The organism is Microbispora sp. NPDC046933 (assembly GCF_040644635.1).
In the GTDB taxonomy this organism is placed as follows: domain Bacteria; phylum Actinomycetota; class Actinomycetes; order Streptosporangiales; family Streptosporangiaceae; genus Microbispora.
This window is the reverse complement of the sequence record NZ_JBEYWW010000025.1, coordinates 71,526-97,990: the sequence shown is the minus strand read 5'-3', so window position 1 is coordinate 97,990 and position 26,465 is coordinate 71,526. Positions and strand designations below refer to the sequence as shown.

General features: G+C 70.3%; 22 protein-coding genes. 9 read left to right on the top strand and 13 right to left on the bottom strand.

Features of this window, described 5'->3' with window-relative positions; genetic code table 11:
* Positions 1–294: 294 nt before the first annotated feature.
* Complete coding sequence (locus tag ABZ857_RS29690) at positions 295–3,576, top strand: BTAD domain-containing putative transcriptional regulator (protein WP_357049054.1); 3,282 nt, start codon at positions 295–297, stop codon at positions 3,574–3,576.
* Positions 3,577–3,970: 394 nt separating this feature from the next.
* On the opposite strand, the gene ABZ857_RS29685 is transcribed toward ABZ857_RS29690, so the two are convergent.
* Together ABZ857_RS29685 and ABZ857_RS29680 are read right to left on the bottom strand one after the other, a co-directional pair.
* On the bottom strand, positions 3,971–4,198 hold the full coding sequence (locus ABZ857_RS29685) for a hypothetical protein (RefSeq protein ID WP_357049051.1): 228 nt from the start codon (positions 4,196–4,198) through the stop codon (positions 3,971–3,973).
* Positions 4,199–4,476: 278 nt separating this feature from the next.
* A complete protein-coding gene (locus tag ABZ857_RS29680; protein ID WP_357049048.1) occupies positions 4,477–4,953 on the bottom strand; it encodes a MarR family transcriptional regulator in 477 nt (158 codons plus the stop codon).
* Positions 4,954–5,008: 55 nt separating this feature from the next.
* Here ABZ857_RS29680 and ABZ857_RS29675 point away from each other — a divergent pair, with 55 nt between their 5' ends.
* Complete coding sequence (locus ABZ857_RS29675; RefSeq protein ID WP_357049045.1) at positions 5,009–5,374, top strand: VOC family protein; 366 nt, start codon at positions 5,009–5,011, stop codon at positions 5,372–5,374.
* Between the two features lie 120 nt (positions 5,375–5,494).
* On the opposite strand, the gene ABZ857_RS29670 is transcribed toward ABZ857_RS29675, so the two are convergent.
* Positions 5,495–5,911 (bottom strand): hypothetical protein, encoded by a 417-nt coding sequence (locus tag ABZ857_RS29670; protein ID WP_357049043.1) that lies wholly within the window; start codon positions 5,909–5,911, stop codon positions 5,495–5,497.
* Positions 5,912–5,944: 33 nt separating this feature from the next.
* A complete protein-coding gene (locus ABZ857_RS29665) occupies positions 5,945–6,634 on the bottom strand; it encodes a TetR/AcrR family transcriptional regulator (RefSeq protein WP_357049040.1) in 690 nt (229 codons plus the stop codon).
* A gap of 168 nt (positions 6,635–6,802) precedes the next feature.
* Here ABZ857_RS29665 and ABZ857_RS29660 point away from each other — a divergent pair, with 168 nt between their 5' ends.
* Together ABZ857_RS29660 and ABZ857_RS29655 are read left to right on the top strand one after the other, a co-directional pair.
* A complete protein-coding gene (locus tag ABZ857_RS29660; protein ID WP_357049037.1) occupies positions 6,803–7,309 on the top strand; it encodes a DUF1707 domain-containing protein in 507 nt (168 codons plus the stop codon).
* A gap of 1 nt (position 7,310) precedes the next feature.
* Complete coding sequence (locus tag ABZ857_RS29655; protein WP_357049035.1) at positions 7,311–7,457, top strand: hypothetical protein; 147 nt, start codon at positions 7,311–7,313, stop codon at positions 7,455–7,457.
* A 444-nt stretch (positions 7,458–7,901) separates the two neighbouring features.
* Here the strand turns inward: ABZ857_RS29655 and ABZ857_RS29650 are convergent, their stop codons facing one another.
* Complete coding sequence (locus ABZ857_RS29650) at positions 7,902–9,638, bottom strand: ATP-binding protein (protein WP_357049032.1); 1,737 nt, start codon at positions 9,636–9,638, stop codon at positions 7,902–7,904.
* 158 nt (positions 9,639–9,796) lie between these two features.
* A complete protein-coding gene (locus ABZ857_RS29645) occupies positions 9,797–12,316 on the bottom strand; it encodes a hypothetical protein (RefSeq protein WP_357049029.1) in 2,520 nt (839 codons plus the stop codon).
* A 128-nt stretch (positions 12,317–12,444) separates the two neighbouring features.
* On the opposite strand from ABZ857_RS29645, the gene ABZ857_RS29640 reads away from it, so the two are divergent.
* Complete coding sequence (locus tag ABZ857_RS29640; RefSeq protein ID WP_357049026.1) at positions 12,445–13,143, top strand: response regulator transcription factor; 699 nt, start codon at positions 12,445–12,447, stop codon at positions 13,141–13,143.
* Here the strand turns inward: ABZ857_RS29640 and ABZ857_RS29635 are convergent.
* Positions 13,088–14,353 carry a HAMP domain-containing sensor histidine kinase gene (locus tag ABZ857_RS29635; RefSeq protein ID WP_357049023.1) on the bottom strand — a complete coding sequence of 422 codons (1,266 nt, stop codon included), beginning with the start codon at positions 14,351–14,353 and terminating at the stop codon, positions 13,088–13,090. The genes ABZ857_RS29640 and ABZ857_RS29635 overlap by 56 nt on opposite strands.
* Before the next feature lie 67 nt (positions 14,354–14,420).
* Between ABZ857_RS29635 and ABZ857_RS29630 the strand changes: the two genes are divergently transcribed.
* The 3 genes from ABZ857_RS29630 to ABZ857_RS29620 all read left to right on the top strand — a co-directional run bounded on the left by ABZ857_RS29630 (position 14,421) and on the right by ABZ857_RS29620 (position 18,863).
* Entirely contained in the window at positions 14,421–15,632 is a 1,212-nt protein-coding gene (locus ABZ857_RS29630) for an MFS transporter (RefSeq protein ID WP_357049020.1), read from the top strand.
* 184 nt (positions 15,633–15,816) lie between these two features.
* Positions 15,817–17,067 (top strand): hypothetical protein, encoded by a 1,251-nt coding sequence (locus ABZ857_RS29625; RefSeq protein ID WP_357049017.1) that lies wholly within the window; start codon positions 15,817–15,819, stop codon positions 17,065–17,067.
* A 452-nt stretch (positions 17,068–17,519) separates the two neighbouring features.
* The gene (locus ABZ857_RS29620; protein ID WP_357049014.1) at positions 17,520–18,863 is read left to right on the top strand and encodes an FAD-dependent oxidoreductase; all 1,344 of its coding nucleotides are present in this window, start codon (positions 17,520–17,522) and stop codon (positions 18,861–18,863) included.
* A 4-nt stretch (positions 18,864–18,867) separates the two neighbouring features.
* Here the strand turns inward: ABZ857_RS29620 and ABZ857_RS29615 are convergent, their stop codons facing one another.
* On the bottom strand, positions 18,868–19,356 hold the full coding sequence (locus tag ABZ857_RS29615) for an Lrp/AsnC family transcriptional regulator (RefSeq protein WP_357049011.1): 489 nt from the start codon (positions 19,354–19,356) through the stop codon (positions 18,868–18,870).
* A 97-nt stretch (positions 19,357–19,453) separates the two neighbouring features.
* On the opposite strand from ABZ857_RS29615, the gene ABZ857_RS29610 reads away from it, so the two are divergent.
* Complete coding sequence (locus tag ABZ857_RS29610; RefSeq protein ID WP_357049008.1) at positions 19,454–22,348, top strand: aminotransferase; 2,895 nt, start codon at positions 19,454–19,456, stop codon at positions 22,346–22,348.
* Between the two features lie 81 nt (positions 22,349–22,429).
* Here the strand turns inward: ABZ857_RS29610 and ABZ857_RS29605 are convergent, their stop codons facing one another.
* The 5 genes from ABZ857_RS29605 to ABZ857_RS29585 all read right to left on the bottom strand — a co-directional run bounded on the left by ABZ857_RS29605 (position 22,430) and on the right by ABZ857_RS29585 (position 26,427).
* Positions 22,430–23,086: a response regulator transcription factor gene (locus ABZ857_RS29605; protein ID WP_357049004.1), complete on the bottom strand. Its 657-nt coding sequence runs from the start codon at positions 23,084–23,086 to the stop codon at positions 22,430–22,432.
* Positions 23,083–24,384 (bottom strand): histidine kinase, encoded by a 1,302-nt coding sequence (locus ABZ857_RS29600; RefSeq protein ID WP_357049001.1) that lies wholly within the window; start codon positions 24,382–24,384, stop codon positions 23,083–23,085. The genes ABZ857_RS29605 and ABZ857_RS29600 overlap by 4 nt, the downstream gene beginning before the upstream one ends.
* A gap of 106 nt (positions 24,385–24,490) precedes the next feature.
* On the bottom strand, positions 24,491–25,429 hold the full coding sequence (locus ABZ857_RS29595; RefSeq protein ID WP_357048998.1) for a S41 family peptidase: 939 nt from the start codon (positions 25,427–25,429) through the stop codon (positions 24,491–24,493).
* 6 nt (positions 25,430–25,435) lie between these two features.
* A complete protein-coding gene (locus tag ABZ857_RS29590) occupies positions 25,436–25,909 on the bottom strand; it encodes a hypothetical protein (protein ID WP_357048995.1) in 474 nt (157 codons plus the stop codon).
* A gap of 167 nt (positions 25,910–26,076) precedes the next feature.
* Positions 26,077–26,427 (bottom strand): hypothetical protein, encoded by a 351-nt coding sequence (locus ABZ857_RS29585; protein ID WP_357048992.1) that lies wholly within the window; start codon positions 26,425–26,427, stop codon positions 26,077–26,079.
* Positions 26,428–26,465 lie beyond the last annotated feature (38 nt).

The following is a 26,465-nucleotide window of genomic DNA, read 5'->3' as shown; positions in this document are numbered from 1 at the left end:
CGGACGCCCCGTACACGGCGCGTCATACGGTCGGAAAGAGCGTCACTTATCGCAGATTAGGCAGGCCATACGAAGGCGTGCTATCCCCAAGGCGAGGGCGGGTATCCGCATAACGAACCATTACCCGTACGCCGGAGCGGGCGGCGGTTCTGCCGGGGCGACCGGGGCGAGTGAGGCGGATGGGTCGGCGAGTTCGTGGGCGGACCGGGCCAGCCAGATCACCCACAGGGCGATCGAGCGCTCACCCTAACGAGCCGTCACCATAAAAGGAAACAGACCTATGCTTTTCCCGCTATGGTGCGAGTTCTGGTATTGGGCCACATCGGCGCGGAGGTGGCGGGCCGTCCTGTCGAGCTCGGCACGTCACTCCACCGGGCCGTGCTGGCCCGGCTGGTCTGCGCACAGGGCCACATCGTGTCCACCGACCGGTTCATCGACGACCTGTGGAAGGGCCAGCCGCCGCCGAAGGCGCTCGGCGCCCTGCAGGTGTACGTCTCGAACCTGCGCCGCGTCCTGGAGCCCGAGCGGGCGCCGCGGGCCGCCGCCCGGGTGCTGGTGAGCGCGCCGCCCGGATATCGTCTCGCGCTCGGCACCGAGGACGTGGACGCCTGGCGCTTCCCCAAGCTGGTCGACGCCGCGGCCGGCCTCCTCGCGCGGCGCGCACCCGCCGACGCCTTCGAGACGATCGGCGAGGCGCTGTCGCTGTGGACGGGCCAGGCGTACGCGGAGTTCGCCGACCAGGAGTGGGCCGCGCCCGAGGTGGGCCACCTGCTGGAGCTGCGGGCGGTCGCGGTCGAGTACCGCGCGGAGGCGGGCCTGGCGCTCGGCCGCCACGCCGAACTGGTCCCCGAGCTGGAACGGCATGTCACCGCCCACCCGCTGCGGGAGAACGCCGTCCGGTTGCTCGCGCTCTCGCACTATCGGGCCGGTCGTCAGGGGGACGCTCTGGCGGTCCTGCGCCGGACTCGTGCCCTGCTGGCGGAAGAGCTCGGCGTTGACCCCGGGCCCGCGCTGCGCAGCCTGGAGTCGGACATCCTCGCCCAGGCCCCCTCCCTCGACCTGATCGCCGGCGAGCCCGCGCCCGCGCCGCTGGTCGTGCCGCCCGACCGGCCGCGCCCGCCCGCGCCCGGCAGGATGGTCGGCCGTACGAGGGAGTTGTCCCGCCTCGTGGCGGCCGCCGAGCAGGCCGGGGGCGGGTTCCGGATCGCGTGGCTCGGCGGGGAGGCCGGGCTGGGCAAGAGCACCCTGGCCGACGCCCTGGTGCGGCACCTGTCGTCGCAGGGCTGGCGGACCGTCGTCGGCCGGTGCCCGGAGACGACGGGAGGAGTGCCGCCCGCGTGGGCGTGGAGCGAGGTGCTGCGCGACCTCGCGGCGACCGCGCCGCCCCCGCCGGAGATCGCCGCGCGGCTTGCGCCGCTGCTGACCGACGACGCCGCGCCGGTCGGCCAGTTCTGGCTGGCCAGGGCCGTGGGCGACTATCTGGACGGCGTGCCGGGGCCGCTGCTGATCGTGATCGAGGACGTCCACCGGGCCGACGAGGAGACGCTTCAGCTGCTGCGCCATCTGGCCGTCCGGCTGGCCGCGACACCTGTCCTCGTCCTGCTCACGCACCGGCCCGGGGAGTCGGGCGCCGACCTGATGGCGACCGCCGCGGCACTCGCCGTCCAGACCGTGGAGAATCTGGAACTGAGCGGTCTCGGACCGGACGAGGTCGCCCGGCTGCTCGCCGAGCGGTCCGGCATGGACGTGGATCAGGCCACCGTACGGAAGGTCAGCGAGCGCACCGGCGGCAACCCGTTGTTCGTGAGCGAGACGGCGCGGCTGCTCGCGGTCGACGGCCCCTCGGCGGTGAACGTGCTGCCGCCCGGGGTGCGGGACCTGATCAGGCGGCGGGTGGCCCGCCTCCCCGGCGCGGTCCAGGTGACGTTGCGCAACGCCGCGGTGCTCGGCAGAGAGGTCGACGCCGACGTGCTCATCGCGATGCCGGGAGGCGACGAGGAGACCGTGCTCGACGGGCTGGAGGCGGGGGTGCTGGCCGGGCTGCTGGACGAGCCCCGGCCGGGCCGGGTCCGCTTCGCCCACGTGCTGGTCCGCGAGACCCTCTACGAGGACATCCCCCGGCTGCGCCGCGCCCGGATGCACCGCAAGGTCGTGACGGCCCTGGAGACCGTGCGGCCCGGGGACGTCGGAGCCCTGGGGCACCACGCCCTCGCCGCCGCGACCACGGCCACCGCGCCGACCGCGGCGGAGTACGCGTCGCGGGCGGCGGCCCAGGCGTCCGCGCTGTACGCCCACCGGGACGCGGCGGCCTTCCTGGAGGGCGCGCTGGGCGCGCTCGATCTGGCGTCCGACCCGCCCGAGGCGCTGCGACTCGACCTGACGTGCCGCCTGGTGTCCGCGCTGGCGCACGCGGGCGAGGTGGAAAGGGCGCTCGACGCCCGGGCGAAGGCGCTGGCCGCCGCACGGAGAACCGCCGATCCGAAGGCCGTCGCCCGGGCCGCGGTGGCCTTCGACGCGCCCGTCATCTGGACCATCCAGCCGGAGCGGAGGCTCGATCGCGATCTGGTGCACGCCATCGAGGACGCGCTCCCCCGGGAGACGGGCGAGCTGCGCTGCCGTCTCCTGGTCACGCTGTGCCACGTCGTCGAGGGACACGACCCCGCCCGGGTGGAGACGGCGAGCACGGAGGCGGTGGCCATCGCCCGCGGCATCGATGACCCGCACCTGCTGTGCATGGCGCTGAACGCCCGATACTGGGCCTGTCACGCCCCGGACAGGCGCGAGGAGCTGGAGAGCCTGGGGCAGGAGCTGGTGCGGGTCTCCACGGCGGCCGGGTTGCTCGGCTACCAGACGCTCGGTCACGCGGCGCTCTGCATGGTCGCGCTGGGCCGCAACGACTGGGCCGCCGCCCGGCGCCACGCCGACCAGGCGGCGGAGCACTCGACGAGCGGCCAGCTCGGCCACGCCCTCGGCATCCTCGCGTTCCTCGACGCCCTGCACCTGCTCGTGCGGGGAGAGTTCGACGAGGCGGAGAGGGCGTACACGACGCTGGGCGACCGGATGGCGGAGTCAGGGGCGTCGATATCGTCCCTCATGGGCGCCGTAGGCAGTTTTGTGGTCCGTCTCGTGACGGGACGCGTCGACGAGTGCCTGGAGGCGATCACCCCGCTGTGGGAGCGGATTCCCGGTGACGCCGGAGAGGCGTACGCCCTCGCCCTCGCGCTGTCCGGCCGCCTGGAGGAGGCCAGGGCCGTGTGGCCGGCGGCCCTTCCACGCCGTGACTACTCCTGGCTGTTCATGATGGCGGCGCGGTCGGCGACCGCGATCGCGTTGGCCGACCGCGAGGCGGCCGGGGAGTGCTACCGCCTGCTCCTTCCCGTGGAGGGGGAGATGGCCGGGCTCAACAGCGCCTCCGTCACGCTCGGGCCGATCGCCCACACGCTCGGCGACCTCGCGGTGTTCCTCGGCAGGCCGGAGGCGGCGGCCGGACACTACGGCCGGGCGGTGGAGGTCGCCCGGCAGGTCGGCTCTCCCCACTGGGAGAAGGCGGCCCGTGACGCGCTCGCGCGCCTGTGATCGGCGAGGACGCCGGGGCACGGGAACGGGCTGCCGCGCCGCGCGGCCTCCCGTTCGAGCCGCGGCGCCAGAGCGCGCGCGGTCCGCGACATCCGGCTCCGGCCATCCCGGAGCGCCGGTTCCCGTGGGGGCGGGGTCCGACGGCGGCGCGGTCACGTCCGGGGCCGCGTTCCATCGCAGGGGAGGCGCGTCGAGCCGCCCATGCGGCCACCACAGCACGCGCAGCGGGGTGACCTCGATCCATATCCGCCCGGGGATCGCGTCCGGCCCGTTCGGCCTCGGACGGATAGGTCAGGCCCGTTATCCGGGGGGAACCTCGGAATTCCTTACGCCGGTGAATTTAGGCGGCCCGGCTTAGGCGGCACTTGGGATGAACTTGTCCGCGCGAGGCCGATCAGTAGGTGCTGGGCCCTGGTTTCTCCACGTTCCACGTCACCGTGCCGTCCGGCTGGACGCACCGTCGGCGGACCCGGGTGACCAGTTGCGTCGGCAGCTGGAGCGCCGCCACCCAGGATCCGTTCCTGCTCCGCTCGAAACAGATGTTCTCGCCGTTGACGACGACGCGGTCGGCGGTGAGGGTGCGCTGGAACCCGCTGTACATCCTGACGCGGTAGACGGACATCGTCCTCCTCTCCACGTGCGGTCTCCGGTGTCGGCGGGCCCGCCGCGGAGGAGTCTCCCGTGCGGGCCGGCCCTCGTGGGCGGCGGGGCCGCCCTGGATCCCTGGTTTCCCGGCGGTCGCGACGCGGGGTGCGGGGATGTCGCGGGACGGCTGCGCGTCGGCCGGGAGAACCACGTGAACAGAATCACCCTACTCTGACGTCAGGGGAGGCGGATCTCGAGGGTGACCCCTGTGACCGATGCCGGGGCACGCCTCAGGGGTCCGAATCGGTGGCTCCGCTACCGCTTCCGGCCGACCGCGTCCGCGGGCGTTCGGCCCTCCAAGGCGTCCGTCATCCGCTCCAGGTGGCCCAGCAGGAGGTCGGCCTGCTCCACGTCAAGGTGGGCGGTCATCCGCTGTTCGATCTCGAGCACGTCGCCCCGCGCGGCGACGAGCCGGGCCCTGCCCTCCGCCGTCAGGGTGGTGGGCAGCGCTCTGCCCTGCGGCGCCGACGCCGGCCGCTCGACCAGCCCGGCGTCCTCGAGATTGCGGAGCAACACGTTCATCGACTGGCGGGTCACGAAGGCGCCCCTGGCCAGTTCGGCGTTGGACAGCCCCGGCCGCTGGTCGAGCAGTTCCAGGCACACGTACTGCGGAGTGGTCAGGTCGTGGCGGCGCAGCGTGGCGTCCATGGCCGAGCGCAGGGCCGCCTGGACTCTCTTCAGCTGGTAGCCCACCAGGCGGCCGAGGTCCGCGCCGGTGCTCAGTTGCTTCATGTCAACATTCTGACATACGATCCCTCATGTCAAAGCTCTGACATAGGAGGAAATCGTGACCGTCACCGGAGTGGATTTCGTGGCGTTGCAGGTGCGTGACCTGGAGGCAGCGGCCGCGTTCTACGAGAAGCGCCTCGGGCTGCGGCGGGACCCGGCCGGGCCGCCGCACGCCGTGGTGTTCGCCACCGCGCCCATCCCGTTCGCGGTCCGCGAGCCGCTGCCCGGCGTCGACCTGGGGGCGGCCCCGCGTCCGGGCCTCGGGGTGGCGCTGTGGTTCAAGGCCGACGACGCCCAGCGGCTCCACGACGAGCTCGCCGCGGCCGGGGTGCCGATCCTGTCCGAGCCGGTCGACGGGCCGTTCGGCCGGACGTTCTCCTTCAGCGACCCCGACGGGTACGTGGTCACCGTCCACGACAGGTGAGCGGGGCCCGTGCGGGGGTGACGGACGACCTGTCCGCCGCCGCCCCGCACGGGCCCCGTGGCGCACTCTCCCGCTTGCGCGTACCCCGGGAATCCGGCCTCATGCGGGAACCGTCGAAGGTCAGTCGGTCAGCAGGCCGACGCCGAGAGTCAGCACGCCCGCCGCCAGGCAGAGCGCGCCGATCCAGAGCAGGACGATCAGCCGGTTCGGCCGGGTCACGTCCCGTCCGAGGGACGACAGGAAGAATCCGGCCGACATCAGCGCGGCGGCGGCCGGCACGCCGAGCCGGGCGGTCCACAGGGCGACGCCGTCGAGGCCGGTGGCGTCGACGAAAAGGAGGCACACCAGCCCGAGGGTGACCAGCACCCCCGCGTGCGCGTGCCCGGCGCGGGCGAACGTCTGCTGGAAGGGCGTCATCGGCACCTGACCGCGGACGATCCGGGTGAGGAACCACCCGCCGAACTCGATGGTCACGACGGTCAGCAGAACGGCTCCGGCGATCAACTGGGTCGGCTGGCTGAGCTGCAGGGGGGTCATCGGGCACTCCTGTGAGGTAGCGGTGGGGGGACGTCAGCGGCCGGTGCTCAGGGCGGCCTCGGGAAGGCCGAGCATCCGCGCGAGGTCGGCCAGCTCAGCCTCGAACAACTCGCCCGTCTCGTCGCCGATCACCCGCGGGAGGCCGAGTGACTCCAGGCAGACCATTCCGTACAGCCGCGTCCAGCAGCGGGTGAAGGCGACCGCGGCGGGGGCGGAGGGCATCACGATCTCCAGCATCCGGACGAGCCGCTCGGCCAGTGGCTCGATCCGCGGCTCGCCGGGCCAGGGAGCGGGGGAGGCGCTGCCGTGGTCGCGCCAGACCTCGGCGAAGATCTCCCCGAACAGCTTGCCCACCTGGCGTCGCGCCTGGCCGACCGCCTGGCTCTCCTCCTCCGGCGGGGACACGACCAGGGAGAGGTGGAACTCCCGGGGATGCTCGACCCCCCAGCACCGCAGTGCCCTGCTGGCGACGACGAGCCTGCCCGCCGTGTCCGTCTCGTCCACCTCGCCGACCCTGGCGGAGATGTGTTCGGTCAGCTCGTCCAGGATCGCCACGATCACCGCGTCGAGGAGGGCGCGGTGGCTGTCGAAGTAGCGGTAGACCCCGGGCGGGGTCATCCCCATCTCCCGGGCGACCGCCCGGATCGTCAGCGCTTCGACACCCTGGCTCGTCAGGATTTCGCGGCTCACCGCGATCAGCTCGCGCAGCGTCGCGTCACGCACCCTCTGGCGTCGTGAAGGACCGGTCGCCGAGGACCCCTCCATCGGTCTGTCTCCCCTCTCAGTTGTCACATGTTAACTTTAGCGTATTGCATTAGCTGACGCGCTCATGCGATGCTGAAGTTATCCGCGTTCGCGCGGTCGTCGTCCGCCCGACCCTGGAGGCCCCCCGTGAACATCGACTCCGGCGCCGCGCCGGGCTCCAGGCCCGCCGACGCCCCGGCCACAGCGCCCCGCGTCGGCGCCGCCGAGCGCGACCGTGCCGTCGAGCTGCTCGGCGACGCGTTCGGCGCCGGCTACCTGACCAAAGAGGAGTTCGACGAGCGCCTCGACGTCGCCACGCGAGCGCGGCACCGCACCGAGCTCGACGCCCTCCTCGCCGACCTGCCGGCCAGGCTGCGTACGTCGAGGGACCGGGCGCTGCGCCGGGCCCGCAAGGCCAGGGCGGCCAGGCTCGGAGTGCGCATCCATGCCGGCGTCTACGCGGGCACGTCACTTCTCCTGGTGGCCGTCTGGCTCGTCGTCGGGCGGGCGACGGGCTTCTGGTATCCGTGGCCGATCTGGCCCATCCTGGGCTGGGGAGCCGGAGTCCTGGGCCACGCCGTACCCGTGACCCTGGCGGTCCGCGCCCGCGAGCACCGGGAGATTCGTCACAGGACCTTTGAATCAGTCGCTTGACTTGGTTGATCGGCGCGGGTTCAGTGAACCCGACCGCCACGGCGCCGAAGGCGCCCCCACGCCCAGGCCCAGCTGGCCCGGCACGGCGACCGGGCTGATCGACGCGCTCGTCGGGCTGTGGCTGGCACCCGTCACCCACGACTCGTGAGTGTTCACCCTGCCGGACGTATGCCGGCCTCGTCCTCACCGCAGCCGAGGACGCCGCGCAACCACTGCCCGGCCGCGGCCAGCCGGGCCCGGACCCCGTCGCGCAGCAGCAGCCAGGAGACCCAGCCGACGGCGAGCCGGCTCCCTCCTGATCCGCGGCGCGGACGCCTGTGCCGAGAGCCACCGGCGGGTGACCGCCCAGGTCGTACGGGTGCTCCGGACCCCTGTCGTCGCGGCCCGGTCCGCTCCTTGGACCGGCCGGAACGGCCGTCCCCACATGGGCAGGACGGTGGCGGCCTCCGGGCACCAGGCAGGGGACCGGCTGGCCCTCTGGGTCGGCGCCGGGGAGGAACCCGGCCCAGGCCCTGCGCCTCAGCACCCCAGCGGGCCATCACATCCAGGTCGGCCGATCACAATCTATAGTGATCGGCTTCATGACAGGAACCTACTCCTCTGGACTGAAGAGGCGCTCTTGGCGTGCGCGGCGATAGCGCACATGCATACTCTTGGGGCTGTCGCCGAGAAATTCGATGGTGCCTTCTTCGCGCATGATCTTCAGCCATCGTCGGACGGTTTGGTCGCTCAGGCCGGTTCGTGCGACCAACTCGGCACGCGACAGGCTCTCGTCGCTCAGGGCGGCGAGCAACTGTGGTCTGCGGTCCGCGCGGGAGACTGAGCCTTTGGCCGTGGGATGTCGCTGGGACAGTTCGTATCTGGCCCAGCGGCGGGTTCCGGCCTGTGTGATGAGTTCGCGTGCGACGAGATCCTGGAGTTCGTTGGTGGCTACGCGAGAGTCGACGCCGGTCGCATTGCGGTAGGCGCGGTTGTCGAGGGCTCCTTCGTCGCGCAAGAGGGCGAGGGCGATGCATTGGCTGTCTGTCAGCCCGTGCTCGCCCAGGCTCTGGATCCAGTTGACGGTTTCTCCGCTCAGGAGAGTGTGATTGGGGAAGGTGACGAGGAACGAGGAGATCTTGTCGGCGAACTGAGGCGGGCTCATGCCGGCGGTGAGTAGCGAGTCGAGCATCGCGCGGATACCTGAGCCGCGGTTCTCGCAGACGGTGCGAGTTTCGCCGGGAAGCGAGACGTCTTCGAGGAGTTTGATGAGGGTGGCGTTGCGGGCCGAGGAAATGCCTTCCTCGCCGAGGCTGTCGACGGTGACGGGGCCGAACAGGCCGCCGGGGTTTCGGATGACAAGCCGATCAGGATACATCTCGACCTGGACCTGAGTGCCTCGGGCGCCGCTGGATAGATCACGATGGGCCAGAGCGTTGACGACCGCTTCACGCAGAGCGGTCTCGGGATACTCCCAAACGTCCTGTCGGCCCGCACCACCGATGATCGCTCGCCGGGACATGTTCCGGCGGATGGCCGCCAACGTGTCCCGGACCATGACCGGGATAGGCCCCTCCAACGTCACGTTGTCCAGGAACCTCTCGGTGGACTGGGGACCGGTCTCGGTGGGGTAGTGGACAAAGGTGACCATGAGTTGGGGAAAGTGCTCCTGCGGAAATCTGCCCAGCGTCAGCAGCCCTGCCAGCGAGACCGCGTCCTCGCCGTCTTTCCCGCGTACCAGCACCTTGGCACGGCGCAGTACCGCAAGGCGGTCCAGATCCTTGAATGCGTACGGCCTGTTGGTTCTCAACCGGGCAATCAGCGCGTCGACACTGGCCGTATCAAGGTCGTCCAGTCCGATGCCGTGGACGGCTTGTTCGTCCTCGCGGGGCTGTCCGCGTGACGAGAGCATGACCTGGACCTCGTAGGCGGAAAGCCTGCGATCGCCGTCGCTGACTCTGATGTAGCTGCCTTTGGTGATGCCGGCACCGCGTGAGTGGCAGGGCCTCTGGGCGGGGTCGATCTCGGGGAGCTCGGCTACCAGGACCTGGACGCCCTCGAAGTTGTGGATCTTGATAAACGGCCGCAGTGGGGGTTCCATGTCCTCGGCACACATGGAACCTAGATCCGCCGCAACCTTCGCCGGATCGGGGAGTCCTGTGGCATTGAAGCCCTGCGTTTCGTCCAGACCCAGGATAATGACTCCGCCACGCGTGTTGGCGAACGCCGAGAGGGTCTCGCGCAGCGACTTGGGCAGGCCGCCCTGGGCTTTCCTCACCTCGACGTCGGCGATGTCCGCACCGATAGTACGTAGGTTTGCGACGATCTCTGCGAGTTCCGCGTCGAACATCTGATCTCCTCAATCGCAACCATGCTAGCTGGCATGCTAGTTGGCATGGTTGTGAGCAAGGTGGTATTCGGGCAGGTCGTTTCCTGCGCGACGCCTACGTGTTCGTTCCAGCCCGCTGGCGGTGCTACGCCTGGCCCGGTGACCGTCCTGCGGCGTCGCTATCGCAGACCTCGGAATCCGTCGCGCATCCGGCGGACGTCCTTCAGCCGAGCCTCGTAGGTGGCCCCGATCAGGACCAGCGCCATGCCTCCCGCCGCCACCGGAACCCAGCGAGGCACCGCCGTCACAAGCTGCGCGATCCATGGCGCGAGCTCGTGCACGGCGACGGCGGCCAGCGTGAACCCACCGAGCGCCACGGGCGCCTGGAGCCGTGATCTCGCACCAAGCAACAGGACCACGAACGACGCGACTCCCAGTGTCAATGGGCGGATCCAGCCCCCGAGCTGCGCATAGACCGCCAGGAGGCTCGGAAGGAAGGAGAAGGACAGGCCCGCGCCGTAGGCCGGCCACGACGATGACTCTCGTGCCCGCCGCCAGCCGATCGCGAGCAGCACCAGGGAGAACGGCACCGTGTAGGCCTCCACCAGCTCGACCCGCTCCGCCAGGAGCCGGGTCCAGCCGGCCAACAGCAGAAAGGCGGTTCCGACGTACCCGGCCACCCGCCGGTCCGGCCGTAGAGCCGTACCGGTCGCCAGGACGCCGGCCACAGCGCAGGCCAGGCTGAACATCGGCAGATCCACAGCCAGAAGCAGACCGGCCGACCCGAGCGCGTATCCCGTGATCTCCACCGCCACCCGCGGCCCGGCCTTGAGCAGCGCCGCGACGATCATGGCTACGCCGGCCATTCCGAGGAGGACGAAGGTGACGAATCGCGGCTGAAGGTCGGTGGCGACCCACAGCGCGACCGCTTCACCACCGATCAGCAGCGTCGCCGTCGCGGCGGCCCCGGTGCGTACGGCCGGCGCACGGGCGACGGGGGCGGTAACCGCGGCCGTGACGGCGAGGACCCCCAGCACGATCAACGTGGCCGGCTCGGACACGAGCGCCCACGCGCATGCTTCCAGCGCCGCCGCGAGCGCCAGAACGCTCACCAGGGCGGTCCTGGCCGAGATCGCGGCGAGACTGACAGCCGGCACCAGTTGTACGGCTATCGCCGCCGGATACGGCAGGCCGAGCGCGACAGGGCAGACGGCCACCGTCACCGAGGCGAAAGCCGACGCGACGACGACCAGCATACGAAGCCGGGCGCGCGAAACGGCGTCGTCCGTCCTGCCATGCCGCACGACGAGGAGCGCGAGGAACGCACAGACGAGTGCGAGCGCCGCGAGCACGACCAGGTCGGGCGGCCCGGCGATCGACTGCGCACCCAGTGCTTCACGGACTCCCGTCGTCCCGATGCCGCTCCAGACCCCGCCCTGGTCCGGTGATCCAGCCAGTGGTCCAGCCAGTGCGACGATCGCCGGCGTCGCCACGGGCGTCGAGAGCAGAGCTGTCGCGATCGCAGCCGTGACAGCGGCCGTGGCCGCCGCCTCGACGACCGCCGCCCTGAGCGGGGCCGCCCTGACCGCTGAAGCCGTACGGGGGGCCAGAACGGCGAGCACGGTCACGGCCAGCCCGGCGAGAGGCGCGGGCACGACCGCCCAAGGGCTCTCCAAAGCCATGCGCGTGGGGACCGCGAGCGCCGTGATCAGCGTGATCGACGACAACGCGGTGAGCGCCACCGACCACGGCCTCGTCGCGCGAACGGCGATGACCAGCCCTGCCGCCACGGCGACGATCAGAGCACCGGACAGTGGCCAGGCACTACGCGGTTCGTACGTTTCCAGCGACTCCGCGAGCCCGATCGCCACGGCGAGCGACCACGTGCACCCGAAGCAGACAGCCACCATTCCCCGCCGCTTGACCAGCCAGGCCGTCGCGTCGGCGCAAGCGGTGGCGAGCAAGGCCGCGACGAGCCAGATGGCGTCCTCGTCGAACGCCAGCACCGCGAGCGGAAGCTGCGCCAGCCCGACAGCCACAGGGATCGGCAACCTGAGCCGGGCAAGCCGGCCATAGGTCGCGAAGGCCACGGCGACGACCCCGGTGAGTCCGGCAGCGTAAGGCTGAGGACGGATCGCGTCGAGACCGGCCAGCCCGACCTGCCAGGCGGCGTAGCCGTCGAGGAACAGCAGCGCCAGACCGAGCATGGCCAGGGTCTCCGCCGTCGCGGCCAGGCCACGTCGCCGTAACGGGATCGGGGCCGCGAGGACGAGCCCGGTCAACCCGAGCAGAATCGCCGCCCGCCCCCCGATGCCGAGGTGCCCCCAGCTCACCGCCGTGAACACGATCGCGGAGACGACCAGCAGGAGCCCGCCGAGTGCCAGCAGCAGGTTCTGTACTGCCTTCACCGGCAGATCCCTCGGCCGTCCGGGGCTGAGCGCCGCTGACGACACGGCCCCGGAGTAATCCTCGGCCTGGTTGGTCCCGATGCGGGCGGCCCGCAACGCCGCGACGAGCTCGTTCCGCCTGGCCGTCAGCTGCGCCTCACGCGTCCTGAGGTCGGCGAGTGCCAGGTCGACCCGCCACAGTTCGCCCGCGACAGCGCCGCGCAGCGGCAGCGCGCAGGCCGGGCAGGTCGCGGGGGGACCGGTGAGAGGCTCAGCGCAGTCCGGACAGCGGGGATGTCCACCGGGTTGCATTCCAGCAGGATTTCCCATCCCGATCACCGCCGCCATGCGCCGGACTACTCAGTTACTCATAGGTAGGTGACACTGCCACCCAGCTCGTCGGCGCCTGACGACGGCCGAGTCGGTGAGAGGCTGAGTGCATGGCGCGGGTGCTTGTGGTGGAGGACGATCCGGTGATCGGGCCGGAGCTGGAGGCGGCGCTGACCGTCGCGGGCTATCGGACCGACCTCGCGACCACGGGGGCGAAGGCGATCGATCTGGGCAGGGCGGTCATGCCCGATCTGGTGCTGCTGGACTTGGGGCTGCCGGACGATGACGGTGTCACCGTGTGCCGCCGGTTGCGTGCGGTTGTGCCGCAGTCGGTGATCGTGGTGCTGACGGCGCGCACCGAGGAGTTCGAGGTGGTCGTGGCGCTCGACGCGGGAGCGGACGATTATCTGACCAAGCCGTTCCGGCTGACCGAGCTGCTGGCCAGGATTCGAGCCCACTTGCGTCGGCAGGCGACGCCCCGGGACGACGACCGGACCTTGAAGGTGGGGCGGCTCAGTCTCGACCTGCCGGCTCGCAGGGCGTACGTCGCGGGCGACGAGGTGGCGCTGCGGCCCAAGGAGTTCGACCTGCTGGCCGCGCTGGCGGCCCGCGCCGGTGAGGTCGTCTCCCGCGAGGAGTTGATGGACGAGGTGTGGGACGTCAACTGGTTCGGGCCGACCAAGACGCTCGACGTGCACGTGTTCGCGCTCCGCCGCAAACTCATCGATCACGGCGAGGATCCGCAGCGGATCGCTACGGTACGGGGACGGGGCTACCGTTACGAGCTGCCGGAGACAGCAGAAGGCTGAAGACCGGCGGAACGGTCCTGCGCAGGACCAGGCGGCCCGCCTCGGCCTCGGCCAGCGAGCGGGCCAGCGCCAGGCCGATGCCGTGCCCGTCGGCCGCGCGCCGCGCGAACACGTCCACACCCTCGGGGACTCCCGGCCCGCGGTCGGCGACCTCGATCGCGATGCCGTCGGCGAGGTCCGCCGCCTCGACGGTGACCTCGCCCTCACCGTGGACCAAGGCGTTGTCGAGCAGCACGCGCAGGATCTGCCGCACCGCCGCGGCGGAGGCGGCGACGGGGGGCAGGTCATCCGGCACGCTGACCGTCAGCCGGCGTCCCTGGGCGGCGAGCGGGCCCTGCCAGCACTCCCTGACTTCGTCGAGCACGGCGGGTACGTCGAGCGGCGCCGACCCGGTCCGGTTGTCACGAGTGAGCCGTACGAGGTCGTCGATCACGGTCTGCAGCCGCTCGCCTCGCCCGAGTGCGGTGTGAACGGCGTCGGCGAGGGCGGCGTCCGGGCGGGCCAGGGCCGCCTCCAGCCCGAGCATCATCCCGGTGAGCTGGGTGCGGAGCTGGTGGGAGACGTTGGCGCTGAAGGCGCGCTCGCGATCGAGTACGTCACCCAGCCTGCGGGCGGTGGCTTCCAGCGCGAGCCCGGCCTGGTCGGCCTCCCGCACATTGGATCGCGCTGCCCGGATGGTGAAGTCGCCGTCGCCGAGGGCCTGTGCGGAGCGCGTCAGATCCTCCAGCGGCGCGGCGAGCCTCGCCGACTGACGACGTGCGAAAGCGGCGGCCAACCCGATCACGAGTACGGCCAGCCCGGCCATGATGAGCCAAGCGATGTGCGTCTTGCCGGCCACCGTGTCGTACGAGGTGGCGATCCTCACCACTCTCGGCGTCTCGTCGGATGGGATGGGCGCGGTGGCGGTGAGGACGTCCCCCTCGACACCCTCCCTGAGCGGCGAGCGGGCAGGGCCCGATCCGAGGAGCCGCCGTCCGTCTGTGGTGTAGACGCCGATGGTCATATCGCGGGGAAGACCGGTGGGGAGCGAAACCGGGGCGGGGCCGGAGAAGGTGGAGGCCACCCACGTCGCCTCCATTTCCAGTGACTCGATCGCTCCGTCGTGGTAGAGCCGGGTGACGGCCACGGCCAGCGGCACCGCGAACAGGGAGACGGCCAGCACGGCCACGCCCGTGATCGTGGTGAGCAGACGGCTGCGCAACGACCTCATCCGCCCATGGTGGCCCCGCGAAGGTAAGCGGGACGCTAACCGAGCAATGAGTAGCCTGCTCGTCACCATGAGTGACATCAATCTCGTCCGGCTCCTGCTGACCAGCCAGTTCTCGATCAAGTTCGGCTTCACCCTGCTGATGCCCTACCTCGCGGGGCACCTCACGCACGGCCTCGGCCTGACCGCGTCGGCGGTGGGACTGATCCTCGGGATCCGCAACGCGAGCCAGCGCGGGCTGGCGCTGGTCGGCGGGCATCTGGCCGACCGGTTCGGGTGCCGAGCCGCCGTCGTGACCGGGTGCGCGCTGAGGTCCGCGGGGTTCGGGCTGCTCGCGTTCGCCGACAGGGTGCCGGCGCTGGTGCTGGCCTCGGCGGCGACCGGTTTCGCGGGCGCGCTGTTCGACCCGGGGATACGCACCATGCTGGCGACGGTCGCCGGTGACCGCAGGACCATCCTGTTCGGCCGTTTCAACGTGGCCGGGCAGGCCGGGCTGCTGCTCGGCCCGCTGGCCGGGCTGGCGCTGGCCGCGCTGGACTTCCGCCTGGTCGCGCTCGTCGCCGCCGCGGTGTTCGCCGTCCTCGCCATGGTCCAGGCGGTCGCGCTTCCCGCCGTCGCCGCCACGGCCCCCAGGGAGGACCGCGCCGGATGGCGGCGGGTCCTGCGGGACCGCCACTTCGTCGTGTTCTCCCTCGCCATGGCCGGGTCGTACCTGCTGCCGTTCCAGATCTACGTCACGGTGCCGCTGGTCATGGGCCGCACGCTCGGGCCCGAACAGGACTTCGGGATGGGCGAACTGTTCGCGCTGTCGGCGGTGCTGGCGATCGCGTTGCAGGAACGGGTGGGTGTGTGGGCGGCGAAGCGGTGGTCGCCGCCGCGCTGCCTGGCGGCCGGTCTCGTGGTGATGGCGCTGGCGTTCGTGCCTCTGGTCGCGTTTCCGCAGCCCGTCGTGCCCTCCGTCCTCAACGAGGAGGTGGCCGAACATCTCGCGATGCTGCCGATGTTGGCCGGCGCGGCCCTGCTGGCCGTGGGGACGATGCTGATCTGCCCGTTCGAGATGGACGTCATCGTACGGCTGTCGCGTGGACGTCTCGTCGCCACGCACTACGGCCTCTATTCGACCGTGTCCGGTGTCGCGACCGCCCTGGGCAACCTGCTCACCGGTCTGATGTGGGAATCCACGTACAGGTGGCTGCCGTGGACGGCCTTCGTGGCGCTGGGGTGCGGGTGTGCCCTGGGAGTGGCTCTCCTCGACCGCCGGCGACTGCCGGCGCCGGCCTGAACGGCACCCTTCGGGTAAGAACTCGGCTTATCTCGCGCTAAGCGGGCGTTAATCATCGCCCTCCTACCGTTGCCTCACCGGAGAAACACGAGGGGCTTCCACTCACTGGTCCCCTTTTCCTGTCTGGAGCGTGCGCATGGTAGCCACCTCTGCTCCCCGTCGGCTGCGACAAATGACGAACAAGGTGCCCCTGGTCACCGCGACCTTCTGGGTCATCAAGATCCTTTCGACGACGGTCGGGGAGACGTTCGCGGACTACCTGTCGGTCAATGTCGGGCTGGGCCCGGTGGTGACCGATGGTTTGGTGTTCGTCGTCCTGGCAGCGGCCCTGGTGCTGCAGGCCTCCACCCGCCGGTACACCCCGTGGATCTACTGGCTGTCCGTGGTGCTGGTGAGCATCTCGGGAACGCAGATCACCGACTTCCTCACCGACACCCTCGGGGTCAGTCTGTACGTCAGCACGGCGCTGTTCGCGGCGCTCCTCGCCGTGGTTTTCACCGTCTGGTACCGGCAGGAGATGACTCTGTCGATCACGGCGATCAACACGCCCCGGCGGGAGGCGTTCTACTGGGGCGCCATCCTGACCACCTTCGCGTTGGGCACCGCGGCCGGCGACCTGTCCACCGAGGCGTTGAGCCTCGGGTTCCGCAACGGTGCGCTGATCTTCGGCGGCGCCTTCCTCGTCACGCTGGTGCTGTGGCGGATCGAGGCCTGGCAGGTGGCCGCGTTCTGGGCCGCCTACATCCTGACCCGCCCGCTGGGCGCCGCGGTCGGTGATCTGCTCACCCAGGACCACTCGCTCGGTGGTGCGGGTCTCGGCGCCACCCGGACCAGCGTGTTGTTCTTCGCCGTCATCGTCGTGCTTGTCGCGCGCGAGCAGGCGGCCACAACCAGGGCCCGCCGCGCGGGCGCACACTCTGCGGATGCCGGGGGCAAGTCGGGCCGGGCGAGCCTGGGCCGGCCGTCGGACCTGATGTGGGCTGCCGCCGGCATCGCCGCCGTCGTCGGGATCGGCAGCTGGTTGTCGGTCGGAGCCGCCGGCCAGACTCCCGGGTCAGGCGTGGCGGTGACCGGATCCGCTGACTCCCCTGGCACGGCAGCAGGGGACTCGACAGCGGCGGGGGCTACGAAGGCACGGCAGGTGGTGTCGGCCACGCTTGGGGATCTGTCCTCTTTCGCGGTCATCATCGACGACGTCAACGCGTTGACCGTCAAGGGCGACCTCGTCGGCGCGAAAACGCGGATCAAAGACCTTGAGGTGGCCTGGGACGCCGCAGAGGCAGGCCTCAAGCCTCGCTCCCCGCGGGACTGGCACGCCTTGGACAACGCGATCGACGGGGCGCTGACCGCGCTGCGCGCCGGAAACCCGACCCGGGCACAGTGTGTCGCGGCGCTGCGAACCCTTGAGAAGACCTTGAACCAACAGCAGGGCTGAACCGCGCCGCCGCACTCAACCGGGCAGCGCCAGGTGGGGGAGGACGCCGGCCCGCCGGACAACGGTTCACCGGGCGACGGCCCGCCGCGGGCCGGCGAGTGGGCGCCGGCGTGGCTGGTGTGGTCACGCTGATAGCCATAAGGTGATGAATCGGCTGTGAGGAACCCTATACGATGATGAATCATTAGTAGAAAGCTGGCCCTGCAGAGGAATCGAGCGTTGGAGCTGTCGCGTCCTGCCGTCACGGCTCGCGAAGCGAACGTGGTCGCGAGGGACCTGTTCGGCATCGAAGGGCGCGCAACCGAGCTCGGCAGCCGACAGGACCAGAACTTCCATGGGTGGGAGAAGAAGGCGTGCTCGACCAGTTCGCAACCCGACCCGGCGACGCCGGCCCAGACCCCTGGGCGGAGCGTCCCGCCATGTCGTCAACCTTGATGCGAATGGAATAGAACATGATCGACACCATCGTGGTAGGTGCCGGTATCGCAGGTGTCGCCACGGCGCGCCTGCTGCACGGCGCGGGTCGGCGTGTGGTCGTCCTCGAGGCGCGTGATCGCGTCGGCGGACGGATGTGGACCGACCGGACTGCGGGCTTCTCGGTGGATCGCGGCGCGTCGTGGATCCACGGTCTGGTCGGAAATCCCCTGACGGAGCTCGTCGCCGCGGTCGGCATGAGGACGGTCGAGTCCACCGTCGGAAGCTTCCAGGCAGGCGGGCGTCCGATGGCGAACTACGACGAGCAGTACGGCTTGCTTGACGAGCAGGCCGCGAGCCGCTGGGTAGCCGATGTCGAAGCGGCTGACCGGCGGCTTCAGGCGGCTGTTGCGGCATCGGAACGTGGCGCGAACTACGCGCAGGCCACTGAGCGCGCACTCTCGGCACTCGAATGGGACCCGGAGCGCAAGGCGCGTGTCCGGGAGTTCTACCGGCATCGCATTGAGGAGCAGTGCGGAGCATTCATCGACGACGTCGCCGCCCACGGCCTCGACGAGGACACCATCGATGGGGACGAAGTCCTCTTCCCGGACGGGTACGACGCGCTCCCGCGTGCCCTTGCCGAGGGCCTGGACATACGCCTCGGGCATGCCGTGAAGGCCGTCAGCTGGTCGGCCTCAGGCGTGCGCGTCGAGACGGAAACCGAGTCGTTCGAAGCGGCGAACGCCGTGGTCACAGTGCCGCTGGGGGTGCTCAAGGCGGGGGCGATCACCTTTACGCCCGAGTTGCCAGAACCCGTGTCCTCCTCCGTCGACCGTATCGGGATGGGAGTGTTCAACAAGGTCTTCCTGCAGTTCCCCGAGCGGTTCTGGCCGGACGGTGTCTACGCGATTCGCCAGCTCGGCGCGGCGAGCGTTCCCTGGCACTCTTGGTACGACGTGTCCGCCCTCAGCGGCAGGCCCATGCTGTTGACGTTCGCCGGCGGCCGGTGGGGCCGGCGGATCGAGACGATGAGCGACGAGGAGATCGTCACCTCAGTGCTTGCGTCTCTTCGGCGGATCTACGGAGATGCGGTCCCCGAACCGGTCGGCCACTGGATCACTCGTTGGGGATCGGATGAGTTCGCTCGTGGCTCCTACTCCTACATCGCGGCGGGCGCCTCACACGCGGACCACGATGCGATGGCGACCCCGGTCGGGGGAGTGCTGCACCTCGCGGGGGAAGCGACCTGGAGCGTCGATCCGGCAACGGTGCACGGGGCACTTCTTTCCGGTCACCGCGCGGCTGAGCGGGTACTCGGCAGGCGCATGGCCCTCGGGAGCCTGCTCGACGTCGTTGCCCCGAGCGCAACGCCGGAATGAGTGCTCAGTCGGGTACGACGCCCCACGCGAAGCGGTGGGTGTGAATGCGGTAGTACATGAACGTCTCGACGGTCCGCACTCCGGGGATCGTCCGGAGCCGGCGGTTGATGATCTCGTAGAGCTCGTCTGAGCTGGTGGCGATCACTTCGACGAGCAGATCCACCGACCCTGCCGCCAGGATGACGTAGATGACCCCGTCGACCTCGCCGATCGCATCGGCTGTCGCGTCGATGTCACCCTCGACGTTGATCGCAAGCATCGCCATGTTCCGGTAGCCGAGCCGGAGCGGGTCGGTCACGCCGACGACCTGGAGGATGCCGTCTTCTTGCAACCTCAACACGCGTGCCCTCACGGCGCCGGCCGACAGCCCGGTTGTGTTCCCGAGCTCTGAGTACGCAAGGCGTCCGTCCTTCTGCAGCAGGGTCAGCAGTTGCCGATCGATCTCGTCGAGAACGTATTCGTGATCACGGGCGCCCGCGCGCTCAGCACTCATGGTGACCAGTATGAACCCTTGAGCGCGGGTGGGTGATGAATCAGCTGTAACGGACCATTTATGATGCTGAATCCGTAGTGTGGAACGGGGTTTGCAAATGAATCAAGCGTGGGAGCTTCCGCGTCCTGCCGTCACGGCCTCCGAAGCAAACATGATCGCGAGGGACCTGTTCGGCATCGAAGGGCACGCGACCGAGCTCGGCAGCCAACAGGACCGGAACTTCCTCATCGATGACGGCCATGGCGGGCGCTGGCTGCTCAAAGTCAGCAACTCGGCCTTCAGCGAGGCGGTGGTCGACGCCCAGAACGCAATCATGCGACGCCTCCGCGAACGTGGACTGAACGTTCCTCACCCCGTGCGGACCGCTGACGGCGGATACAAGGCACCGGTGGAGCTTCGGGACGGTCGGCATTTCGCGCGGCTTCTCACCTGGGTCGAAGGAAGGCCGTTGATCGAGAGGGCGCACCTGTCGGAGCGGACCCTCGAGAGCATCGGTGAGCTCGTCGCTGACGTCAGCCTCGCACTCGCGGGGTTCGCTCACCCGGGGTTGAACCGGTCCATCCAGTGGGACCTGCGCCGAGCCGGTGAAGTGATCTTCGGGCTGCTCGGCTTCGTACGCGACCACTCTCGGCGAACGACAGTCGAGAACGCGACGCTGCGCTCGCTCCAAGCGGTCAACGCAGTCGCCGACAAGCTTCCGGTGCAGACCGTGCATGGAGACTTGACGGACGACAACATCGTGATCGATGACGAGGGCCGAGTGAGCGGCATCATCGACTTCGGAGATGCCGTCGAGAGCTGGCGCATCGGTGAATTGGTGATCGCATGCAGTTTCGTCCTGCATCACGACCCGTCTCGACCGCTCGCCATCCTGCCGCTCATCGCCGCATTCGATCGGAAGATCAATCTCACGGAAGAGGAGATCGGAGTCATCTGGCCGCTGCTCGTGCTCCGAGGGGCGGCACTTGTCGTGAGCGGGCTGCAGCAGGTGAGTATCGACCCTGAGAACGACTACGCCCGCAACGCGCTGGAGCGCGAGTGGGCCGTGTTCGCGACAGCCTCCCATCACGACGCTGACGTGATGACGGCGGCCATCCGTGCCGCGATCCGCGCCGACTCCGCACCACGTGCGGGATGGCGCGACGCCTTGCCGTTCATCCACGATGTCCGCGAAATCCAGGAAGTGGTGCTCGGTTACGACAGCCGAACGCTTGAGAACGGCGAATGGCTGGGCGACGCCGAGCTTGTCGAGACCGCGCAACTCGAGGCCGCAAGCCGGAAGGGGATTGCTGTCACTCGATTCGCCGAGCCTCGCCTTACTCGCGCCGGCGTTCCCGGCCCGGAAGAACCGGTCAACGTCCCACTGTTCGTTGATGTCGCCTCGTCTTCACCGATCGAACTCATTGCTCCCGTATCGGGGCGCGTCGACGCAGACGGACGGGTCATCACACTCACAGCAGGCGACCTCGCACTCGTTATCGAGGGGGAGCCGCGGGGGATGATCCACCACGGCGAAGTCGAGGCCGGCCGGCGAATCGCGACCTTCGATGGACGGATCAAGGTCTGGTACGTCACCGCCGACCGAGCCGGATCGCCGCAGCGGCTTCCACGGTTCGTACGCTCGAGCGAAGCACCAGGATGGCGTAGCGTCTTCCTCGACCCGGCACAGCTCCTCACCCGAAGCAGCGAGCATCGGGAAGTCGACCCGAACGCCGAACTCGAGCGACGAGGCCGCGCGTACGCGCCGCTCCAGGGGCACTACTACCTGCGGCCGCCGCAGATTGAGCGGGGCTGGCGCGAGTACCTGATCGACACCAACGGCCGCCACTACCTCGACATGGTCAACAACGTGACCGCGCTCGGCCACGGTCACCCCAGGCTCGCGGCAGCGGTCGCGGACCAATGGCGCATGCTGAACACGAATTCGCGGTTCCACTATCGCTCCGTCGCCGAGTTCAGCGAGCGGCTGCTCGAGACGGTGCCGGCCCCGCTCGACACGGTGCTCCTGGTCAACAGCGGCACGGAGGCTGTCGACCTCGCCCTTCGCCTTGCCCGCGCGCACACGGGCCGGAAGGACGTGGCCTGCGTGAGCGAGTCCTACCACGGGTGGTCCGTCGCCGCCGACGCCGTCTCGACGAGCGTGTCGGACAACCCGCTTGCCGAACAGACAAGGCCGTCATGGGTCCACGTGCTCGAGGCGCCGAACGCCTACCGGGGGCGGTACCGTGGCGCCGGCGCGGGGATGCGCTACGCCCGCGACGCCGTTCGCCAGATCGAGGCGTGGTCGGCGGAGGGAACGCCCATCGGGGCGTTCATCGCGGAGCCCCGACACGGCAACGCGGGAGCCATCGAGGTGCCCGACGGCTATCTTCTCCATGTTTACGCGGCGATTCGAGCCAACGGTGGTCTGTGCATCGCCGACGAAGTGCAGGTCGGGTACGGCCGCCAGGGCGACGTCTTCTGGGGATTCGAACAGCATCCCGGAGTGGTCCCCGACATCATCACCGTGGCGAAGGCGATGGGCAACGGCCACCCGCTCGGGGCGGTGATCACACGCTCCGAGATCGCCCAGTCGCTCGCGGCGCAGGGAACCTTCTTCTCCTCCGCAGGCGGGAGCACCCTGAGCGCGAAGCTCGGCACCACTGTTCTGGACATCATCAGGGACGAAGGGCTCCAAGAAAACGCCCGCGTCATGGGGCAGCGACTCCTCGAAGGATTCGCCCGCCTTTCTGAACGCCACAGTCTCATCGGCGCAGCACACGGGCGCGGCCTCTATCTCGGGCTGGAACTCGTGCGCGACCGCATCACGCTGGAACCGGCCACAGCAGAGACCCGGGCACTGTGCGATCGGCTGCTCCAACTCGGCGTCATCGTGCAACCCACCGGTGACCGGCAGAACGTGCTGAAGATCAAACCGCCCCTGTGTGTGAGCACTGCCAGCGTCGATTACTTCCTCGATGCGCTCGACACGGCGCTTTCCGACGTGATCTAGTGCCCCGCCACGCGACCGTGGCCGGGTAACCGGTCCGGCTTCTGATCCGTCTTGGGGCTCCGCTCGGGCGCTGCGCCGGGTTCACTCACCTGGGCGCACCAGGCCCGTCTCGTACGCGTGGACGATCGCCTGGGCCCGATCGCGGAGGCCGAGTTTCGCCAGGATGCGGCCCACGTGGGTCTTCACCGTCTGCTCGGACAGGACGAGCCGTTCGGCGATCTCCTGGTTGGACAGGCCGTGGGCGACCAGGGTGAGCACCTCCGCCTCGCGTTCGGTGACCCCGTCCAGCGTGGCGCGGGGACGGCTCGGGCCGAGCCGGGCGAACTCGGAGATCAGCCGCCGGGTGACGGAGGGCGCGAGCAGGGCCTCGCCGGCCGCGACCACCCGGACCGCCTCGGCGAGCTGCCCGGCGGAGGCGTCCTTCAGCAGGAAGCCGCTGGCACCCGCCCGGAGCGCCTCGTACACGTAGTCGTCCAGGTCGAACGTGGTCAGGATCAGCACCTTGGGGGGATGGCCGCCCGAGGACAGGATCCGCCGGGTGGCCTGCAGGCCGTCCAGCACCGGCATCCTGACGTCCATGAGCACCACGTCGGGCGAGAGTTCCGCGACGCGGCGAACGGCCTCCTCGCCGTCGGCCGCCTCGCCCACCACCTCGATGTCCGGCTGCGCGCCCAGGAACACGGTGAACCCGGTCCGCACCATGCCCTGGTCGTCGGCGACGAGCACCCTGATCGTCATCCGGCGCCCCCTCCGATCGGCAGGGTCGCGGTCACCACGAACTCCGCGCCGACCCGGTCCGCCCGGAACGTGCCGCCGAGCATCTCCACCCGCTCCCGCATCCCGTCCAGCCCGTGGCCCGGCCGCTTTTCGGGGAGGCCCACCGGCGTGGCTCCGGGATCGGCGGGCACGTCGTTGACCACCCGGATTCGCAGCTCGTCGCCGTCGCGGACCAGCTCCGCGGTGACGTCCGATCCCGACCCGTGCCGCATCGCGTTGCTCAATGACTCCTGCACGATCCGATATGCCGTCAGCCCCACGGTGCCCGGCAGGTCGCGCAGCTCGCCCGAGCCGGACACCCTCAAGGACACCCCGGCGCGGGACGCGGTCGCGACCAGCTCGTCGAGCCGGTGGAGTCCGGGCTGGGGCGCGGTGTCCGCGTCCTCCGCGCCGCGCAGCACGCCGACCACCTGGCGCATCTCGGCCAGCGTTTTCAGCGACAGCGCGCGGATCTCGGCGAGCCCCTGCGTCAGCAGGCCCGCGTCGCCCCCCGCCCGCAGCGGGACCGCCTCGGCCTGAATGGCGATCACCGACATGTGGTGGGCGACCAGGTCGTGCAGCTCGCGGGCGATCCTGGCCCGTTCGGCCAGCGCCGCCCGTTCGGCCAGGGCGTCCTCCGCCCGCCGCTCCTCCTCGGCCAGCTTCCCGGTCGCCAGCCGCCGCGCCCGTACGTTGTGGCCGAACAGCACGGCGACGGTGATCCCGGTCACCGCGGGGAGCGCGGTGCCGACGTCGACGGCCACCGCCGCGAGGCAGGAGACCAGCCACACCCCCGCCGTGACCGCGCCGTCGCAGCGGACCGCGACGGAGTAGGCCACAAGCAGGCAGGAGATCGCCGCGCCCGGCGGGTACGGCGGGCTGAGGAACGCGCCGACGACCGCCGCGCCGGCCGGGAGCGCCAGCAGCGCGTACCGCCAGGCCGCCAGCGGCCACCGGTGGCGCAGCACCAGCGGCAGCGAGAAGGCCGCTGACATGATCACGAGGTACGCCTCGTCGTGCGGCCACCGCGCGGCGGCCGCGGGGCCCTCCATGTACGCGACTCCGCCCGCGAACGCCACGAACGCCAGGGCCGCGTCGCCGATCCGGACGAGGTCCAGGGTGGCGCCCCGCCTGCCGCGCGGCCACGGCACCCGCACCTGCCCACGCCGTGGCCCGGGCGGCGGCGGGTCGGCCGTACCGGTGACCACCGCCCGCAGCAGCGCTCGCGCCACGGCCCGCAGGAGCGGCGCCGGCTTCGCGATCGGCCCCTGATGGATCATTTCCCCAACCTATGGGCGTGCCGGGCGGGTCACATCGTCCTCATGGGCGACCTTCGCGTCCACTTGGACGGGAGGCAGCCGCGTACCGGACGGCGCGCGAGGCGGGTCACCGGCCGGATCCCCCGGCCGTGCGCAGGTAGGCGAGCGCCCGGTCGAAGGCGGCGTCGCGGCCGGCCGCGAGCTCCTCGTCGCTGAGCGTGTCGGCGATCCTGTCCTGGGGCGGGATGCCGGTGACGTCGAAGCTGGTCCCCCGCCGGGTGAGGAACCGCTCGTTGGGCAGGGCGAAGGTCCAGCCGTTGGGCAGCGTGCGCCAGAGGAAGTCCGAGAACGCGCCCTGGGTGGCGTCGCCGATCCGCCGAGGGGTCGGGGTGCGGGCCGTCATGGCCTGGCTGAACGTCTCCCCGGCGCTGATGGTCAACGGGCTGGTCAGCAGGGCGATCGGCCCGGTGTAGCGAGAACCCGCGGCCGGACGCACCCAGGTCGGCAGCGCCCGCGTGAACCGGGTGGGGTCGGAGGGGGAGTTGCGCGCCTGCTTGGCGTAGGCCGCGTACGGCCGGCCGGTGAGGTGGGAGGCGAGCTGGATGCCGAGGGCGTCGTACCCGCCGAAGTTGAGGCGGACGTCGAGGACGAGGCCCTTCAGGCGCGAGGTCCGGTCGGGGGTGAAGATCTCGTCCAGCGCGCGGTCCAGCTCTTTCGCGTTGGCCGCGAAGCCGCCGTCGGCGTACCCGTCGAAGGCGGCCAGCCTCAGGTAGCCGAACCCGCCCGGCAGGTCGGCGTACCCGATCACGCCCCGGCCCCATGTCGTCAGCGGCTTCCTGACGTCGTGCTTCTCCACGAGATCGAGGACCCGCTTGTTCAGGGCCATGAAGGCCGGCAGGCCGTCCAGCGGCCTCGTGCCGGGACGCAGCGGCCGGGCGAACTCGTCCTTTCCGGCGCGCAGCGCGGTGTGGGCGTCGCCGAGATCCTTCAGGATGTCCCTCAGCACGCCGAACAGCTCGGCGTCGGTGGTGTTCGGGCCGATCCGGGGACGGTACCGGTCGCGCACCGCCTGTCAGTCGACGCCCTTGGTCGCGAAGAACGGGTAGTTCTCCGCGAACGTGGTCCAGAAGACGTCGAACACCGTGACCGGGTCCGCCGCGGGGGCCTTCACCGAGCAGCGAGTGGGAAGGGCGGGCAGCCGGCGCAGGCCGATCTCCCCGACGGCGCCCACGTAGCGGAGCCGTGCCCACTCCCGGCCCCGGAGCTTGATCGTCATCTGGCGGGAGCCGTCGTCGGCGACGAACGACCCCGGGGCGCCCTGCCGTCTGGCCGACATGACGCCCGGCAGGCAGCTGATCGCCGTCGTGTCGAAGTACCGGAGCCGGTCCCCCTGGACGGTGATGATCGTGCTGTAGCCGTCGGTCTGCCACACGCCGTCCAGGGCGGTGTCCCCCGCGCTCGCGGCCGCCGTCGCGGCGGGCGCCGCCGTCATGACCGTGACGGCCGCCAGAGCCGCGACCATGATCCGTGTTCCGCTCTTTCTCATGGCGCCGACAGTATGAACGCGGTCCCGTAACCGGCGTCACCCTGGAGGACCGTCCCGCGGCTCCCTCCTGAGAGTGACCCCATCCGCGGGCCGACGCTGGATCGTCACTCGGGACGCCGGCGGCTGGGCCTCGACCGAGATCGTGGACGAGAGTTAGCTGAACGGGTCTACTCTTGCTCGGCTTCGCCCAGGAGCGCCGCAGCTGCGTGAGGGTCCATGAGATTGGACCAGACTACCTCGCCCGATTCGAAATCTCGGTGGGCACGACATCGGGATACCAGCTGTCGCGATCGCAGCCGGGCACCACTTGGCCGATGATGCGGATGCCTACGTAGGTTTTTTTGCATCCGGGGGCCGGTCCGGTTCTGGTCATTGGACGGCGGGATGAGGTCGCGCTCGATGCGCTGGCCGAGCGCCGGTTTGACCGGCTCTGCCCTGTGGTGCCGGATGCTGGAGATGAACGCGCTCAACTGGTCGAGGAACTCCGAATGGCGCTGAGTCATCTGCGTGCCGTCCATGCCAGGTATTGGGATACCGAGTGGCGCCGTGATCACCG

Bases quoted from the DNA above. Each gene is read 5' to 3' on its own strand.
- ABZ857_RS29690 (WP_357049054.1), top strand. From the start codon at position 295: ATGGTGCGAGTTCTGGTATTGGGCCACATCGGCGCGGAGGTGGCGGGC.
- ABZ857_RS29685 (WP_357049051.1), bottom strand. From the start codon at position 4,198: ATGTCCGTCTACCGCGTCAGGATGTACAGCGGGTTCCAGCGCACCCTC.
- ABZ857_RS29680 (WP_357049048.1), bottom strand. From the start codon at position 4,953: ATGAAGCAACTGAGCACCGGCGCGGACCTCGGCCGCCTGGTGGGCTAC.
- ABZ857_RS29670 (WP_357049043.1), bottom strand. From the start codon at position 5,911: ATGACCCCCCTGCAGCTCAGCCAGCCGACCCAGTTGATCGCCGGAGCC.
- ABZ857_RS29650 (WP_357049032.1), bottom strand. From the start codon at position 9,638: ATGTTCGACGCGGAACTCGCAGAGATCGTCGCAAACCTACGTACTATC.
- ABZ857_RS29645 (WP_357049029.1), bottom strand. From the start codon at position 12,316: ATGCAACCCGGTGGACATCCCCGCTGTCCGGACTGCGCTGAGCCTCTC.
- ABZ857_RS29640 (WP_357049026.1), top strand. From the start codon at position 12,445: ATGGCGCGGGTGCTTGTGGTGGAGGACGATCCGGTGATCGGGCCGGAG.
- ABZ857_RS29635 (WP_357049023.1), bottom strand. From the start codon at position 14,353: ATGAGGTCGTTGCGCAGCCGTCTGCTCACCACGATCACGGGCGTGGCC.
- ABZ857_RS29630 (WP_357049020.1), top strand. From the start codon at position 14,421: ATGAGTGACATCAATCTCGTCCGGCTCCTGCTGACCAGCCAGTTCTCG.
- ABZ857_RS29620 (WP_357049014.1), top strand. From the start codon at position 17,520: ATGATCGACACCATCGTGGTAGGTGCCGGTATCGCAGGTGTCGCCACG.
- ABZ857_RS29615 (WP_357049011.1), bottom strand. From the start codon at position 19,356: ATGAGTGCTGAGCGCGCGGGCGCCCGTGATCACGAATACGTTCTCGAC.
- ABZ857_RS29610 (WP_357049008.1), top strand. From the start codon at position 19,454: ATGAATCAAGCGTGGGAGCTTCCGCGTCCTGCCGTCACGGCCTCCGAA.
- ABZ857_RS29605 (WP_357049004.1), bottom strand. From the start codon at position 23,086: ATGACGATCAGGGTGCTCGTCGCCGACGACCAGGGCATGGTGCGGACC.
- ABZ857_RS29600 (WP_357049001.1), bottom strand. From the start codon at position 24,384: ATGATCCATCAGGGGCCGATCGCGAAGCCGGCGCCGCTCCTGCGGGCC.
- ABZ857_RS29590 (WP_357048995.1), bottom strand. From the start codon at position 25,909: ATGAGAAAGAGCGGAACACGGATCATGGTCGCGGCTCTGGCGGCCGTC.
- ABZ857_RS29585 (WP_357048992.1), bottom strand. From the start codon at position 26,427: ATGGACGGCACGCAGATGACTCAGCGCCATTCGGAGTTCCTCGACCAG.